Source organism: Sediminicola luteus (assembly GCF_002514735.1).
Classification (GTDB): Bacteria; Bacteroidota; Bacteroidia; order Flavobacteriales; family Flavobacteriaceae; genus HQA918.
Map to the genome: position 1 here is coordinate 430,997 of NZ_NBWU01000001.1, position 17,181 is coordinate 448,177.

Annotated in this window: 11 protein-coding genes; 8 read left to right on the plus strand and 3 right to left on the minus strand. The window is 43.6% G+C overall.

Translation table 11 applies throughout. The annotated features are described in order from the left end of the window. Nucleotides 1-201: 201 nt before the first annotated feature. From B7P33_RS08615 to B7P33_RS08625, 3 genes are all read right to left on the minus strand, one after another. On the minus strand, nt 202-1,272 hold the full coding sequence (locus B7P33_RS08615) for a LamG domain-containing protein (RefSeq protein WP_097441571.1): 1,071 nt from the start codon (nt 1,270-1,272) through the stop codon (nt 202-204). Nucleotides 1,273-1,323: 51 nt separating this feature from the next. Continuing rightward, nucleotides 1,324-3,306: a cadherin domain-containing protein gene (locus tag B7P33_RS08620; protein ID WP_097441572.1), complete on the minus strand. Its 1,983-nt coding sequence runs from the start codon at nt 3,304-3,306 to the stop codon at nt 1,324-1,326. Nucleotides 3,307-3,486: 180 nt separating this feature from the next. Continuing rightward, nucleotides 3,487-5,583: a hybrid sensor histidine kinase/response regulator transcription factor gene (locus tag B7P33_RS08625; protein WP_097441573.1), complete on the minus strand. Its 2,097-nt coding sequence runs from the start codon at nt 5,581-5,583 to the stop codon at nt 3,487-3,489. 421 nt (nt 5,584-6,004) lie between these two features. On the opposite strand from B7P33_RS08625, the gene B7P33_RS08630 reads away from it, so the two are divergent. The 8 genes from B7P33_RS08630 to B7P33_RS08665 all read left to right on the plus strand — a co-directional run bounded on the left by B7P33_RS08630 (nt 6,005) and on the right by B7P33_RS08665 (nt 17,180). After that, nucleotides 6,005-8,140, plus strand: a complete 2,136-nt coding sequence (locus tag B7P33_RS08630; protein WP_172435899.1) for a tetratricopeptide repeat-containing sensor histidine kinase — start codon at nt 6,005-6,007, stop codon at nt 8,138-8,140. Beyond that, a complete protein-coding gene (locus B7P33_RS08635; RefSeq protein ID WP_097441575.1) occupies nt 8,127-10,343 on the plus strand; it encodes a tetratricopeptide repeat protein in 2,217 nt (738 codons plus the stop codon). The genes B7P33_RS08630 and B7P33_RS08635 overlap by 14 nt, the downstream gene beginning before the upstream one ends. After that, nucleotides 10,340-11,077, plus strand: a complete 738-nt coding sequence (locus B7P33_RS08640; RefSeq protein WP_097441576.1) for a LytR/AlgR family response regulator transcription factor — start codon at nt 10,340-10,342, stop codon at nt 11,075-11,077. Before B7P33_RS08635 ends, B7P33_RS08640 begins: the two co-directional genes overlap by 4 nt. Before the next feature lie 201 nt (nt 11,078-11,278). Next, on the plus strand, nt 11,279-11,491 hold the full coding sequence (locus B7P33_RS08645; RefSeq protein WP_097441577.1) for a hypothetical protein: 213 nt from the start codon (nt 11,279-11,281) through the stop codon (nt 11,489-11,491). Nucleotides 11,492-11,661: 170 nt separating this feature from the next. Beyond that, nucleotides 11,662-12,231, plus strand: coding sequence for a hypothetical protein (locus B7P33_RS08650; protein WP_141402417.1), 570 nt, complete (start codon nt 11,662-11,664; stop codon nt 12,229-12,231). Nucleotides 12,232-12,503: 272 nt separating this feature from the next. Further along, entirely contained in the window at nt 12,504-14,774 is a 2,271-nt protein-coding gene (locus tag B7P33_RS08655; RefSeq protein WP_141402418.1) for a hypothetical protein, read from the plus strand. A 116-nt stretch (nt 14,775-14,890) separates the two neighbouring features. Continuing rightward, nucleotides 14,891-15,892, plus strand: coding sequence for a hypothetical protein (locus B7P33_RS08660; protein ID WP_097441580.1), 1,002 nt, complete (start codon nt 14,891-14,893; stop codon nt 15,890-15,892). Nucleotides 15,893-15,974: 82 nt separating this feature from the next. Beyond that, a complete protein-coding gene (locus B7P33_RS08665) occupies nt 15,975-17,180 on the plus strand; it encodes a YbjN domain-containing protein (protein WP_141402419.1) in 1,206 nt (401 codons plus the stop codon). The last annotated feature ends 1 nt before the right edge of the window (nt 17,181 follow it).

Sequence of the window (17,181 nt, forward strand, 5' to 3'; positions counted from 1 at the left end):
TATATGGTGAGTTTGGTTTTTACCGCTAGTAAGTTTTTCTAGCATCCTAAACCCAGATTCCATCTAGCTTTTATAGGCTATTACCCTGTGGTCACATGTTGAATGCCCTATTTCCAATCACAAAAAAGCCCCCCATTATATTGGAGGGCCCTTGGTGTAGTTGTTTAGGATGGTTTTATGCCGTTAAAATCCAAAGGCATTTTAGAATTTATCTTCCCACAAAGTGGTTATTTCAGTATGGGTTAAATTGCGGTCGTAAATCGCCATTTCATCCAAGGTACCTTGAAAAGGGACGTCTACACATACGGCGCCACTACTATCTAAACGGTTGCCAATGGCCAAATGACTATCGGTATCCTCAATATCAAAAGGAAAAGCATTGACCGACGTAGCGAGGGTCAAGGTTTGTTCCGTTTGGTTGATAACCACTTCGAACCGATCTGACCATTCATTGGTACCCGGATCAGCTTTGTAGTTTACCACTACATGGTACCATTGATCTAATTGGAGGTCGGTATCAGTTATAAAACCACGGTAGGCCGATGCGGAATTACCATAAAAAATGATGGATAACTTCCCATTTCTCACCCGCATAATGAACTCTTGCTCGTCTTCACCACAACTGGTCGATTGCGACAGTTTTGAGAGTATGGTGCTATTCTCGAGCGAAGTAGCTGGTTTCATCCAAAAGGAAATCGCAAAGTTCTTATCGACGCCATGAAAGAAGTCTTGATCATCTAAATCGATGAACGCCCCTGGTTTTGAAAAATCGAAAGCTTTGTCCGCTATGCCATTACGGTCTTCGGCCAGGGCCAATTCCATGGCGGTCCCGGTATTGGCATTGGCCGACATATCTGTGGCATCGCCGTCTAGGGGATAATGGGCCACAAGACCATTCTGGGGTATTTTTACATCATTAAGGGTAATGGTTACCCCAGCATTTTTGGAGGTTGCCCCACTAGACACGACCACGGTGGCCGTAATTTGTGGTTGGCTTTCAAAGTCGAACAAATCGGCATTTTTAACCGTAATCTTTCCAGAACTGGCATCTAGGGCCAAAGCCCCTGAGGGGTTCTCTTGGGTTAATTTGAAATTTAGGGAACCTTGATCCGTACTCCCCATAACCGTAGAAATATCTTGTCCGGTTTTGGGGTTTTCATCTATGGTTACTTTAACATCGGCAGTGGTTACCTTGGTCGTACTTGGTGCATCGTCTTTGCCGCAAGAAAAGCTTAACAGGGCCAATATTATGGCCGTACTTATTTTTTTCATCGTATTGGATTTAATATTGATTTGTACATTGATTCGATTAGCATTCGGGGCCTATTCTATCGCTACTTTTCTGATGATATGATTTTCGGAATCACCCACATAAACACTACCATCTACTGGATCAACTACCACACCTACGGGTTTGCGGAAAAGAGATACATCGGCCGGGCCATCTACATAACCCACTACCCCACTTCTACCCGCGAAAATCTGGGTATCGTAAAAAAGTCCGCTATCATCCAAGGCGGCCTTTAGCACGGTATGCAATCCGTTTACGGCTGTGGTTATATATAGGGCATCGGTAGTGGTATCGACGGCGATACCTTGTGGCCCTCGGATTACGATACCTTGAGAGGCCAAAGTGGCCAAGCCCCCGCCAGCATCCAATACTTTAACCTTGTGGTTTCCGGTATCGGTTACAAAAAGGAGGTTGGTTGTTTTATTTATGGTAATATCGGTCGGGGCGTTCAGTCGCGATACGTTCGATCCGCCATCTACATCACCTACCATACCATTACCGGCCATGGTAGTAACAACCCCTGTATCGGTAATTTTTCTGATAGCATTATTACGGGTGTCGGCCACATAAACGAACATGCCATTTGCGGTTACCGCCACCCCAGAAGGGTATTGGAATTGGGCTTGGTCACCCGTTTGATCGGTTAAGCCTGCCGTACCGTTACCAGCCAAGGTAACCACTCCGCCAGCGTCTATTTTACGAATAGCGTGGTTGTAACTATCGGCCACATATACCACCCCAGATTGATCTACGTCTACATCGGTGGGGTGATCAAAGGTGGCCCCGGTTTTGCTTCCGTCGTCAAAACCAGCTACGCCAGGTTTTCCAGCAAAAACACTTACGACCCCGGTACTTATCTGAACATGACGGATGATGTGGTTGTCAGTATCGGCTATATACATATCGTCGCCCAAAATGGCTATGCCCTTGGGCCTCGAGAATCTAGCGGCTGCTCCTACTCCATCCATAAAACCGGAAGTACCGCCCTTACCTAAGAAGGTGGAGGTACGCAATACGGTATCGTCAACATCGGTTACGATAATGGTTACGTCTTCCGTAGCACTTAATCCGCCATCGGAAACCATGACTTTTACGATATGTTGGGTCGCAGTCTCATAATCGAGACTATGGTTTGGGTGTAAGGTGATTATTCCGTTCGGATTCACACGGAACTTATTCGGGCCGGTCTCGGATGGCACTAAACTAAAGGTGATATCGGCATTCTCGGGATCGGTGGCCGTAACCACACCCACTTGGGTACTTGGTGCAGCATCTTCGGCAATTTCAAAGGTAAAGGGAGCATTCGTAAATACTGGGACTTCATCGATATCGTTGATTACCACCTTAATTTGAATACTGCTACTCAAACTGCCATCGGAAATGTTAATGTTCAGTAAATAGCTGCTTTGCGCCTCTCTATCCAAATTGTCGGCCGTATTCGTAAGGGCGCCAGTATCGGCATCTATGGCAAATACATTGGAAGCAGAGGCAGGAATAGTACTTGCAATGGTGAATTTTAATGCATCGTTATCGGGATCGGTAGCCGTTACAGTTCCCATGGCAACGCCCGCCGGGCTGTTTTCATCTATGGCAAATTCCTGGTTGGCAGCAATTACCGGAGCTTGGTTCTCATCTACATCTACCACCGTAATGGTCATGTTTTGTTCTACTTTATCGGCACCATCGGTCACGGCAACTTTAATGGTATGGGAGCTAGCGGTTTCAAAGTCTAGTGAGGCATTATCAGAAAGGCTTAAATCGCCTTGACTTGAAATTTCAAACAGGCCATTACTGTTTTCGGTGATACTGAATACAAGTTGATCCCCATCGGGATCAGTTGCCTTTACTTTTCCTATAATCTGGGCATCGTCAATAGCCTCGGAAGCGGAAAAAGTCTGCGCCTTTATTTCGGGCGGGGAATTTTCAACGGTATCGTCTTCGTTACTACAGGAATACAGGGATACAGCTACGACCGCCAGGGCCAAAACCGTTTTGATTGCGTTCGTTTTCTTCATGGATTTTATATTACAAAATTGAGGGTCTCCCCTTTGGTTTTGCAAAGAAAACGCTAGCAAAAAACGATCATTCCATCTTCACCTTTTCCATTTCGGACAAGTGTATATTTAAAATCGGACAGTATCTATTACACACTGTAATACAGTACCTTAACCCAGAATAAAATCTAACGATTTTACCTAGTCCGGATAGATATCGCGCCCAAATTGCTCTTTATACAGGTTGTTTAAATAGGTGCCGTTGGTTAGACCGACCGATAGGGCCAATTCTTGAAGCGAACGCTTGGGACCACTTTCAATGACCTGCCTAATACGTTGTAGTTTTATCTCCCTGATAAAGGCGTTAGGTGTAAGACCAGTCTCTTTTTTTAATGCCCGGTAAAGGGTCCTTTCCGAAATATTAAGATCTTGTGAGAGCTGGGCCACTCCAAAATAGGGGTCCGAAATATGTTCTTCCACTAAGTTTCGGGCCATTGACGTATGGGTTGGCGTAGGGTCCGGTATTGGGAAGTTATCGGCAGGTTTTTCGATTTCTGATTGAAGGAATAACTTCCGCTCTCGGGTATTTTCCAGTACATTCCGTAACCTAAATACCAATTCTTCCTCAATAAAGGGTTTGGTCAGGTAATCTTGGACCCCTAACTGAAGCATCCCTAATTTACTTTGGGTATCGGCCCGGGCGGTGAGCATTATAACGGGTATCATGTATGGTTTGGCCTTCATGGCCTCTAGCAAGGCACTCCCATCCATAACCGGCATCATAAAATCGGTTACTACGGCATCGATCCGTTCATTTTCCAAAATCGTGAGGGCCTCTTTGCCATTGGCCGCTTGTACTGTTGTATACTCTTTTAAAACCTCCGCCACATAGTCCCGCATTTCGGCATTGTCGTCTACGACCAATACCTTCTTTTTTGTCAAATGATTCTGATCATACACCTTTTTGTAAAGTTCTAAATTTCTATTCCCATGGGACTCACTTCTTTCTTTCGAAACTTTATCTAAAGTAATCGTTATGGTTAACCCGCCTTTGGCATTGTTCGCAGCTTTAATGGTTCCGCCAAGAAGACTGATAACCTCTTTACTAAAAGCCAACCCTATGCCACTACCCCCCGCCTTATTTAAATCGTTATCAGCCTGATAATAGCGTTCGAAAATACGTTCCAAATCCGTATCGGCCACCCCGGTTCCGCTATCCGAAATCCGGATTTCGTAGGTCTGGCCAAGGTTGCGGACGCCCATGCTGACTTGTCCTTGGCTGGGGGTATACTTTAGGGCATTGGTCAAGATATTGCCAAACACCCGTTCTAGATAAATGGAATCGGCGAAAATGTAACCTTCTTCTTTTGCCTGATCTAAAGAAAAACGGATGTCCTCTTTATTGAAGATAGGTTCGAACGATAGGAATACGCGTTGGACAAACTGATTCAGATTTAAGTTTTTATGCTCCAACATCAAAGAATTGGATTCGATTTTAGCTATGTCGATAATATCGTTTATCAACCCTTCCATCTTGTTAATATGGCGCTCTACTTTTTTGACCCTTTGAATCGATTCCCCGTCATTGATTTCTTGATATAAGCTGTTTAATTGGCCTTTTATCAGGGTTATTGGTGTACGAAACTCGTGGGTAAGGTTTACAAAAAAGTGGTTTTGAAAGGTATTAAGCTCTACCAATTCCTTACTTTGTTTATCGAGCCGTTTTTGCATTTTAACCGCCTGTTCGTGCTGCCGTTTTAATTGGTCCTCGTAGTTTTTGTTGGTATACTTAAACCCCCAAACACAGAGGAACAATATGGAAAACAAAGCGGCCCCATTATTCAACAAATGATCGGCCTCGTACCGAATTCCTTCCGTATTAAGGATGATATAGTAACCTACTATACTTAGAAAAAACCCTGAAAAGTTGACCCATTTGTTTTTAAAGAACAACAAGCTGATTATGGCGATTATCACACAATAAATACCAAGGATCGGCGTGGAAATGGTGGGAAACAAAACCAGAAAGTAGAGGTAATTGACCACCCATAATAATGCGGATGCTTTTTGATACCCCATGCGTTTATGAATCCATAACACTAGGGTATACAGTAAGCCCATTACCCCATGGAAAATGGCCATGGCGTAGGCACCCGTAAATAATGAATACAGGCCAAAAATAGGGTTTAATACCACCCCGTTTAAACTTAATAAATTTAAAAAGGAGACTTTTTTCCTTTGAAGTGCCGTGGGCTTATCACCTAACCCAATCTGCACCAATCTTCGCAACAACAACATAGGAACTCTTTAAAATACCCAAATCAACCCGTAAAAATTACGGTTCCAACTAGGTGGGACAAATGTACCCATTACGAAATAAGCCTTGTCGAATACTTATTTTACCATTTCAGTCAGGTTTTGATGAAATCGGACATCCAATTCATAAAGAGGTATTCCCAGCCCATATGCGTTGGCCGGTATCCCATATTCGTGAACCAGGGTATTCCCTAACTCCAATTTACGCCATCGATCAATGCCATTTACCTTAAGGGCTAACCTAAAATTCCGTTTCTTTGGGAGTATCTGTGCCCTTATCGGGCTTGTTTTTTTGGAGAAATCAGTCCAAGGGCGAGGTATTTTTTAATCCTTCAATTCTTTTATGGGTAAACTTTTTAAAACCTTCCTAATCGTAATTTGCCTGACAAGGCTAAACGAACCCTTGCAATCCCAAACCCAGGAACTGGATAGTTTAAAAACAGCCTTGGCCAATCATACCGTACAAGATACTACCCGTGCCAACCTCTTGTACAGTATGGCCTACTACAACTTTCAAAGGGATTCGGAACAGGCCAACCTTTATCTTAACAAGGCGGCAAGCTTAAGTGACAGTCTCAACTACGCCCTTGGTCAGGCCAAAGTGTTCTATTTAAAAGGGGTTTTTGAGAATATTAAATCGAATATCCCTCAAAGTCTTTCCTATTTTGAACAGGCATTGGAAAAATACAAATCGATAAACGATATCAAGGGAATGGGGGTTATCAATATTGCCTTTGGTATAACCCACTACGATCTATCTGAATACGACAAAGCCATTGAACGCTATAAAAAAGCCCAAAAAATATATGAGGAATTAGGAGATGAAAGAGAACAGATTACTTGCTTGATAAATATAGGTAACGCTTACTCTGAAAAAGGAGAATATACCAAGACCATCGATTATTATAAAAGGGCCTTAAAACGTAGTAAGGCCAGTGGTGATGCAGATGGGGTGTCATCGGTTCAGTTTAATTTGGGCGTTGTCTACAAAATACAGGGCAATTACCCCCTGGCCATAGCAAACTACAACAAGGCCTTGCAATACAATTTGGCCACGCAAGATACCTTGGCCATGGCCAAATGTTACAATAATCTAGGCGATATCTACACCCTGATGGAAAACTATGACCGGGCCCTAGGACATCTGAAAAAATCTTTGAAATACGCCCAACAAAAGGGCAATACACGTCTGGTAGCCTCTACCCAAAGTATTATCGGGGGTATTTATCTAAAAAAGAATGATCCAGAATCTGCCTTAAATTATTATAAGACCTCACTTGAGTTGAGTGAAAATACAAACGACCTAAGGCAGCTGGCGGTATGTTACAATAGTATTGGCAAAGCAAAACTAATGTCGCGATACCCCAAGGAAGCTCGAAAAGCCTTTGAAAAAGCGAATGAAATAAGTTCTGAAATACAGAATAAGCAGTTATTGGCCGAGAGCTACCTAGGTATCGCCGAAAGCCTACTCTGGGAAAACCAATTCCACAAGGCCGTTACACCCCTAAACCTAGGTTCGGAAATCGCCGATGAACTCGAAATGTTAGCCATGCGCAAAAAAGTCGCAGGCTTGCGGTATACCATATTTCAGGGCAACCGAGACTATAAAAAAGCCTTGGAGAGCCACATCCAATACAAAAAACTGAATGACAGCCTTTTTAACAAGGAAAATGTTGAAAAAATAGCCCAATTGGAATATGAATACAAATACAAACAGGCCATGGACTCGGCCAATATACGGGAGTTAAAACTGACCAAAACCGTTTTGACCACCTCCCAGGATCTCGAAAAATCGAGACAGCGATACCTTTGGGCGGTTATTGGTATCTTATTGGTAACCTCGGTACTTGGTGGGGCCTTTTTCTTTCAGAAATATCAAAACATCAAAGCCAAAAACCAAACGATTTTGACCGAGCAAAAGTTGTTGCGTTCTCAAATGACACCACATTTTATGTTCAACTCCCTGTCGGTCTTACAGGGGATGATCCTGAACCAGGAAAACGGCAAATCGCTAACCTATCTATCAAAATTCTCAAAGCTCTTACGAAGTACCCTAGAGGGTTCGCGACAAAAATTGGTAGCCCTTTCCGATGAGCTGGCTACTATAGATGGGTATATGGAGTTGTGCAACCTAGATACCAATCCTCCATATCAATATACACTTCAAGTAGACCCAGACGTAGACCCCCGTTCATTGAAAATACCCCCCATGCTGATCCAACCTTTTGTTGAAAACAGTGTGGAACATGCTTTTACGGCCTATGAACCCAACAAACGTATCGAGGTCGGTATACAGTGTAAAAACCAACAACTATGCTGCACCATAACCGATAATGGCAAAGGCATATCGGAAAACAGATCCAAAACCAAAAAAGGTAAAAACTCCCTGGCCACTACCATTAGTACGGAACGCTTGCAAAAATTGGCCAAAGAATTCGGTATGCCGGGCTCCATAACCATACAAAACAGAGCCGTTTTTGGAGAAAAGGGGACTTTGGTTACCTTAATAATTCCGTATAAAATACATGTTGATTCCTAAAAACCGACATATTCATTTCTTTGGAATAAGTACATTTTTATGCTGCTGGTTCTTTTGCATACAACCCGTTTTAGGACAAACCAAAAAAATAGACAGCCTAAGGCTACGCCTAACCTTACACTCAGAAAAAGATACCCTAAGGGTAAATTTATTAAATGAGTTGGCCCATGCCCATCATGTAAAGGATACGACCAAAGCCACATCGTATCTCGAGGAATCTTTGGCAATAAGTGAGCACATCGGCTATGTAAAAGGCAAAGCGAACGCTTTGTTTATAAAGGGCAAATTAGCCGCTGAGGCAACGTATTACAAGAGAGGAATCGTTGAATTCTCCAAAGCCGTAGCATTGTACCAAACCATAGATTGGCATGAAGGTACTGCCCAATGTTACAAGGAAATGGGGCTGTTCATGTACAATAATAGCCGTCAAAAAGAGGCCATTTCATACTTTAAAAAAGCTTTGGTAGCCTCGAATAAAACCGACCATACGAAAGCTACCGCTGAGATTTTATATGAGTTGGGTTGGTCGTATACCGATATCGACGATTATGAAAACGCCAGGATCTATTTTCATAAAGCCCTACAGATCAATGAAACCATCAATAATGCCAAAGGCAAGGCTTCTTGTAAAAATGGTATTGCCGTAACCTATTCCAATGAGGGGAATTATCCCTTGGCCTTAGAATATTTTAACCAAACCCTAGAAATCGCCAAAAAGAACTCGATTACAAGACGTATCATGCTAACCTATGGCAACCTGGGGAACCTATACGAAGCTTTGAAGAAATACGATAAAGCGATTGAATTCTATAAAGAAACTTTAAAACTTGCCAAGGAGACAGATATAGGTGTGCTTTCAAAAACCTATAACAATTTAGGGCAGACCTATAAGGGAAAAAAAGAATTTAGTTTGGCCAATGAATACTATCAAAAGAGCCTGAAATTATATGCCGAGATCAACGATAAACGTGGTGAAGCTTTTGTACTTAACAATATTGGGGACATTTATTTGGAAACAAAAAACTATCCGGAAGCATACGCCATGTATTGGCGATCACAAAAACTAAGTTTGGAAATCGATAACCTTAAAGGATTGAGCGCCTCCTATTTAGGGTTGGCACAAACCCTGATCGGCCAAAAAAAATACCATCAAGCCCTTGAATATGCTTTAAAATGTAAGCAACTATCGGAAAACCATAGGTTTTTTTCAACTCAAAACAAAATACTGGAAACACTGGTAACCATCTATCAAAATACCGGTAACTATAAAAAAGCACTAGAAAGCCATAGGCAGTTCAAAATTCTGAACGACAGCATCTTCGATAAGGAGAATATTCAAAAAATCGCCCAATTGGAGTACGAATACAAGTACCAACAAGCCTTGGACTCGGCCAATATCCGTGAACTGAAACTCAGTAGAACTATTTTGACCACCTCCCAAGACCTCGAAAAATCGAGGCAACAATACCTTTGGGCCGTTATTGGTATTTTATTGATCTCTTTGGTACTTGGAGGCGCCTTTTTCTTTCAGAAGTACCAACACATCAAAGCCAAAAACGAAACGATCTTGACCGAACAAAAACTGTTGCGCTCGCAAATGACGCCGCATTTTATGTTCAATTCCCTTTCGGTACTTCAGGGTATGATACTGAACCGGGAAAACGCTAAATCGCTGACCTACCTATCGAAATTCTCTAAGCTGTTACGAAACACCCTAGAGGGATCTCGTCAAAAATTAGTGGCCCTTTCCGATGAACTGGCCACTATAGATGGGTATATGGAATTGCGTAACCTAGATACCGAACCTCCTTTCCGGTATACCTTAGAGGTAGATTCGACCGTAGATACCCGAAGCCTGAAAATACCCCCCATGCTTATACAACCCTTTGTTGAAAATTGTGTAGAACATGCTTTTAAGGCCCATGAGCCTAACAAACAGATCGAATTGGGCATTCAATTCAAGAACCAAGAGTTGTGTTGTACCATAACCGATAATGGCAAAGGTATTTCCGAAAATAGATCCAAACGCAAAAAAGGTAAAAACTCCCTCGCCACCACCATTAGCTCGGAACGCTTGCAAAAATTGGCCAAGGAGTTCGGTATGCCCGGTTCCCTAAATATACAGAACCGTGCCGATTTTGGAAAAAGGGGTACTTTGGTTACTTTGATAATTCCGTATAAAATAGATTCGACTGCGATATGAAGGCAATTTTGATAGAAGACAAGGAGCACATTCGAAAAGGGTTAAGGCGCATGCTAGAAATGGTAGCGCCCGAAATACAGATCGTAGGGGAATGTGGTACGGTATCAGAAGCCGTTATCGTGGCCCAAGCCTGTACCCCGGAACTGGTGTTTTTGGATATCAATCTGCCCGACGGTACGGGTTTCGACTTTTTAGAGGGTACCGAAACACTCGATTTTAAGGTCATTTTTATCACTGCTTACGAAGAATATGCCCTACGGGCCTTAAAAATGGGCGCGGTAGATTATCTATTGAAACCCGTAGATCTCGAAGAATTGAAAGCCGCTTTACTAAAGGTAGCCGAAACCCCGGTGCACTCGCAAAAACAAGCCATCAACACTGCGAAGAAAGCCTATGAAAACCAAGGGGACACCCTAATCCTATCGCTTCAAGACTCGTACCAGATCATAGACCTGAACGAACTGGTCTTTTGTGAATCAGACAAAGGCTATACCACCTTTTATCTGGAAAATGGTAAAAAATACCTCACCAGTAAAACCATAAAAGAGTACGAAGAACACCTACTCAATTTTGATTTTACCCGCCCCCACCAATCCTTTATGGTCAATTTAAAGTTTATAGACAAATATGATAAGGCCGGTACCATATACCTGAAAAACGGTAAAAAGATTCCGGTATCGTCGCGTAAACGGGAATCTTTTTTAAGCCATCTTTTTAACTGGAATAAAAAGTAGCATATCAATACCCTTTACTCTTTAGGTAGTTATAGTTTAGGACATCTCCCTATTATTTATGTATTTGGTCCATCGGCATCCCAAAACACAAATCGACTGTCAAGTAACGCTTATGGATTGGCTCTACCCGAAAAATACTTGGGTGTTTCCTAGGCTTTTTCTTTGATCTAGATTTACCATCCGAAAACCAAATCAATTCGTATGGAAGACCTTAAAATGAAACTAGGCAAAGCAGGAGCCGTATTGGCCGTATTGGGATTATTATCCCTCGTACTCTCCATTTTCAATTACAACATCAGACTCCTTTCTTGGATAGACGTATGGGGCAGTACCATGGGTTGGATCCTAAGATTCGTGTTTATTGGCGTAGGTGGTGCCCTTTTCTACCTCTACGGCCGCGAAGAAGCGGAATAACCCTTTATTAACGACACAGCACTTTCCCCTATCCTTGATTTCGTTTACAGGCGGAATGCCTTTGCCCTATTCCTTTTTTAGGTACTGGCTTTGGTATGGCCATAAACAATGAAATGGTCCTAACGAAGGCGCAAGGGGCTGCTTATCAATATCAATTTAATCCACAACAAATGAAACATCTTACACTATTCGTAGCCGCCTGTATGGGCTTGGTTACCTTGATTTCTTGCGGCGGAAGCGCGGCCAACCAGCCTCCAACGGCCGATGGCTTTGCTAGCATTGAAGAAGAACTGAACAATGAATTTGGCGATAACGCCTATTACACCGAACTGACCATTACCCATAACAAAAGCATTGGTAGCATTATCACCACTATGGTCACCGATGCACCAGAATCTTTGAAAATGGGACAATGGACCTATTCACAAGGGGTTTGGAAGCAAACTTCTGAGGTAAGTCTGGAAATTCCGGAAAACACCAAGGCCGAAGATTTTATGTTTCAATTGAACGATAAGATCAACTTGGAGACCTTAGGCGGTTTGGTCGAAAAATCGATGGGCCATTTAACCGAAGAAAAAGAGCTCGAAAATCCAAGCCTACAAATGGCCTTTGTGAAATTTCCTAAAAACGGCGATCTGGCCCAGACCGAATACAATGTATTTCTTCAACCCGAACATGGGGGTACCACTTTTAGTTACCGCTATGACCTTAAGGGCGCACTGATCGAGATGGATTATTAAGAGCCAGTTTAAGTTTTATCCTTCAGTTTTGTTATGGCTCTTTTATCACCACTTTTTGTTATAAAAATACTCATTTGGCCCTGCCTGCCGGCAGGCAGGGCTGCCAAACTCCGTTTTTCACGCCTCAATTGGCAATAACCTGCCCGTCCGGCAGGCGGGAATGGCCTATAACCCCCGAATTACTCGGGGCTAAAAACAAAATTTAAACAGGCTCTAGGTAAAAAAAAAACGAAACTTATCTCAACACCATTTAATTTTTAAGCCAATTACCATTGAAAAATTTAAATAGATTCCCCGCATTGTGGCTCTTGGTATTTACCCTAGTCGCCTTAAGCTGTAATAATGACGATGACGGCACACTAGTTGTTCAAGCAGAAGACCTGGAAGTGACCCTAGATGAAAATCCTTCCCAAGGTGCTTCATTGGGTACCATAGAAACCTCCGGAAACGGGACCCCGAGTTTTGAGCTGGTTTCGCAGACCCCTTCTGGTGCTTTAAGCCTAGACGAAGTCACAGGCGAAGTTACCGTGGCCGATGCAGCCGCATTCGACTTTGAGACCAACCCTGAAATTTCGGCTACGGTAAATGTCGTTGGGGCCGCCGAATCGGTAACGGTTAGCATTGCGTTGAACAATGTACCCGAAATAACCCTTCAAGATCTAACGGTCGATATCGATGAAAATCCGGCCGATGGCGATGCAATAGGTACGGTACAGGCCACCGGAAATGGTGATACCGTTTTCAGTATTGCTACACAAAGCCCGGCAGGTGCCTTGCAAATCGATGAAAATACCGGTGCCCTTACCGTGGCAGATGCCGGTCTATTCGATTTTGAGACCCATCCGGTAATTACTGCCACGGTAGCTGTTGTAGACGGTATAAACACCGCCGCTGTTACTGTAAGCCTGAACAATGTTTCGGAGTTAAGTGCCCAAGACTTTAGCGTTACCATAGATGAAAACCCTACCAATGGGCAACTCTTAGGTACCATACAGGCTAGTGGATCCGGAAACAACACTTTTTCCATTAGCACGCAAAGCCCGGCAAACGCCCTTAGTATCGACACCACTACCGGGGAGTTGACGGTCGCAGACCTCAATCTTTTTGATTACGAGACTAATCCGGTAATCACGGCTACTATTTTGGTCGAAAGCGGGGTAGATACCGCCACCATTACGGCCACTATAAACCTAAACGATGTTTCGGAGCTAAGCGCACAAGACTTTTCGGCTACCATAGACGAAAACCCTACCAACGGACAAGTCTTAGGAACCGTTCAAGCCAGTGGATCCGGTAACACCACTTTCTCCATTAGCACCCAAAGCCCGGCAGGTGCCATTACTATAGATGCCGCTACCGGTGAGCTAACTGTCGCAGATGCCAATCTTTTTGATTTTGAGACCAATCCGGTAATCACGGCAACTATTTCTGTCGAAAGCGGGGTAGATACCGCCAATATTACGGCCACTATTACCCTAAACGATGTTTCGGAGCTAAACGCACAAGACTTTAGCACAACCATAGACGAAAACCCGACCGACGGGCAAGTATTAGGCACCATACAGGCAACAAGTAACGGAACCCTTACTTTTTCCATTAACTCACAAACACCGGCAGGCGCCCTAGGTATAAATGCTGGCACGGGTGAATTATCGGTAATCGACCCCAATCTTTTCGATTATGAGACCAACCCCATAATCACAGCTGAAATTTTGATTGAAAATGGCACTGAAACCACCACGGCTACCGCTACCATTACACTGAACGATGTAGATGAAGTATCCGCCCAAAACACGAACTTAAATATTGCCGAAAACCCTTCCAATGGAGACGTGGTCGGTAGTCTACAGGCCTCTGGTTCAAACTTAACATATACCATTACCTTTCAAAACCCGGCGGGGGCATTTAGTATAGATGCCAATACGGGAGAACTTTCGGTAGCCGACGAAACTTTATTCGATTTCGAGACCAACCCCAATATGTTGGCCACCATTTCGGTAAGCAATGGTACCCAAACCGTTTCTGCCAATGCTATGGTAGCGCTCGACGATCTCAATGAAATTGGGGAATATAAGTTTGGAGGCGTAATCTTCTGGATAGATCCTGCTAGTAACAATAGTGAAGGCCTTGTATGCGCAACCACTAATCTCAATGTTGCCAATTGGGGCTGTTCAGGTACACTAACCGGGGCTTCCGGAACGGGTATAGGCACCGGGGAAACCAATACGGCTACATTAATCGCTGCCGGATGTGGTCTTACCGCCGCAGAATCCGTATCCAACTTAGACTGGAATGGCTACGATGATTGGTTTTTACCTAGTATTGATGAATTCAACGAAATAGCCGTAAACTACAACGCCTATATCTGGCCAACTATTCAAGCGAATGGAGGAAGCGCCCTTATGGGCACGGTTTGGACTTCTACCGAAGTTAATGCGAATGATGCCTATATAGCCTTTTTGGGAGGTAATGCCCCTGTGGCCCTAACCAAAAGTGTCGCAAATATTCACGTATTACCCGTCAGATCTTTCACAGATTTCTAAAAACGGAAATATTCATAAATCACAAAGCACGGTTTGTCAGGCATATAGGGCAAACCGTGGCTTTGATCCAATTAACACAATGAAAATGGAAGCCTAGTTCAATCAATACCTAGCATATGAGAAATACAAAACAACTTTTAGCTTCCGTTCTCCTATTTTTCACCCTATTAATAGGATGTAATACCGATGACTCCGATACTTCTGGAGTCCAAGAACGGGCCACCCCACAAGCATTTATGGCCCTAAAGCAAACCGCTTATGAAAGTCATATTCAAAACTTTCGGTTCGATGCTGGTACAATTGGCAGCTTCACCACCGACAAGGGGGTACAATTAACCATTAACGGGGCCTGCCTATCAAAAAATGGAGCAGCCGTTAACGGAATGGTCGATATCAATCTGGTAGAGGTTTTTGATAGAAGCGGTATGCTTACCACCCACAAACCTACCATGGGCCAGTTACCCAATGGCGACAGGGCACTTCTCATTTCTGGCGGCGCTTTTTCAATTGAAGCCGAACAAAACGGGGAGACCTTAACCTTAACATGCCCTATTCAACTCATAGTTCCTTCGAACCTCACCGGAGGTACCGATATGGCCATGACCCTTTGGCAGGGAGGCTATGACGATGACTGCGATGCTATTGAACAATGCGATGTGGTTTGGGAAGAAATCACCGAAAATGTGGCCGAAGCCATCAATTTTTCGCAGGGACCAGATGGCGAACCTGCCTATTACGCTTACTTCAGCAATTTTGGCTGGACGAACATCGATCGCTTTTATACCGACAATAGACCCAAAACTACTTTAATGGTCGCCGTACCCCAAGGGTTCAATGACCAGAACAGTGTGGTTTACCTCTCCTACGACGGAGAACCGAATGCCCTGGCATACCTCGATACTTTTGATAGTAACACCCAATTGTTTTCGGAACATTACGGACAAATACCCATAGGGTTGGACTGCCATATCATTTTTGCCAGTACCGACAATGGGCAATGGCAATACGCCATAAAACAGGCCACTATATCAGAAAATGGAACCATAACCATATCGGAAACCGATTTACAATCAGGCACTGAAGCGCAATTAACGGCAGCCATTACCGGTTTGCCGTAAAGGTTGGTTGGTAGAAAAGGTGCCCGTTTTGGGCACCTTTTATCACCTTGATAAACAATACAGCATTAATACAAATACACCCATGCACAAAAACATTACATACTTTACACCCATAGCCCCCAAACAGGCCTCTACCCGCCAAGAAGAAAAGTGGGACGCTGCCGTGGCCCTATTTAAAAATAAGGCCTTTGCCCAAGTGTTACCCACCTTACTCGATTACCTTGGGCCTCAATTCCAATCCAAGAAAAAAGGGGACACCTATGAAATAGCCCATGGTTCAGTGGTAGTTTCGCTGACCCAAACCGATACCGAACTGCATATATCTTGTCCGTTCGTAAATATCGCCCAAGCCAAAAAAGTGCCTCTGATGCGCCGGTTGGCCGAGTTGCGGATGTATCCGTTGAACCTGACCAACCTGGTCTTGGAAAACGATTTGGTGTATTTCAGCTTTTCTTGCCCATTAAATCTGTGTGAACCTTATAAAATTTATGGTGTTTTGCGTGAAATATGCTTCTATGCAGATAGTTATGACGACGAATTCATAGAAAAATTCGGAGCCACACATTTGCAAGAACCCAATATCACTGCTTTCGCCAATGATCTTAAGGAAACGGCCTATGCCAACTACCAAAGTATTTTGGAGCAAGGCTTGTCGCGATTGGCCCATTATATGGAAAAGCGACACATTAACAATGCATGGTATACCCTGAACATTAGCTTGAAGCAAATTGAGTTCCATATAGAACCCCAAGGGTATTTGCGGAGCCTGTTGGAAAAAGCCATCGACGGTATTTTCGATAGGAATCTGGCCATTCAAGACCGTTTATTACACGGTAAGGCAAGTTTGGAAAAACTAAAAGCCTATGACAAAGACAATTTCTATAAAGACCTCTATCAAATAGAAACCTTCGTACCCCATAAATACAGCGGTAAAAAGGAGAACATTCGCGAAAATTGGGAAGACAGTTATGCCGAAGCCCAAGATATGCTAGCCAACTCGCGGTTCGAAGATGCCTGCCATTTGATGCAATCGTGCTTTTACGGTCTGTTTTACTACAATTTGGTAGGCGAAGACCTGGCACAACCCATCACCGACGCCTTGGCACAGGCCAGCGGATTAGACTGGAACCAAGCCGCCCCCATTTTGTTAAAAGGCATGGAGGCCTTGATGGAAGATCAGATTTTAGAAAATGATTTTGGTATGGATCTCTCCAAAATCATGGGCGCCCAAATGGAACAGTCCATGGCTGCTATGCAACAAATTATGGCCAACTTTAAAACCAACTAAG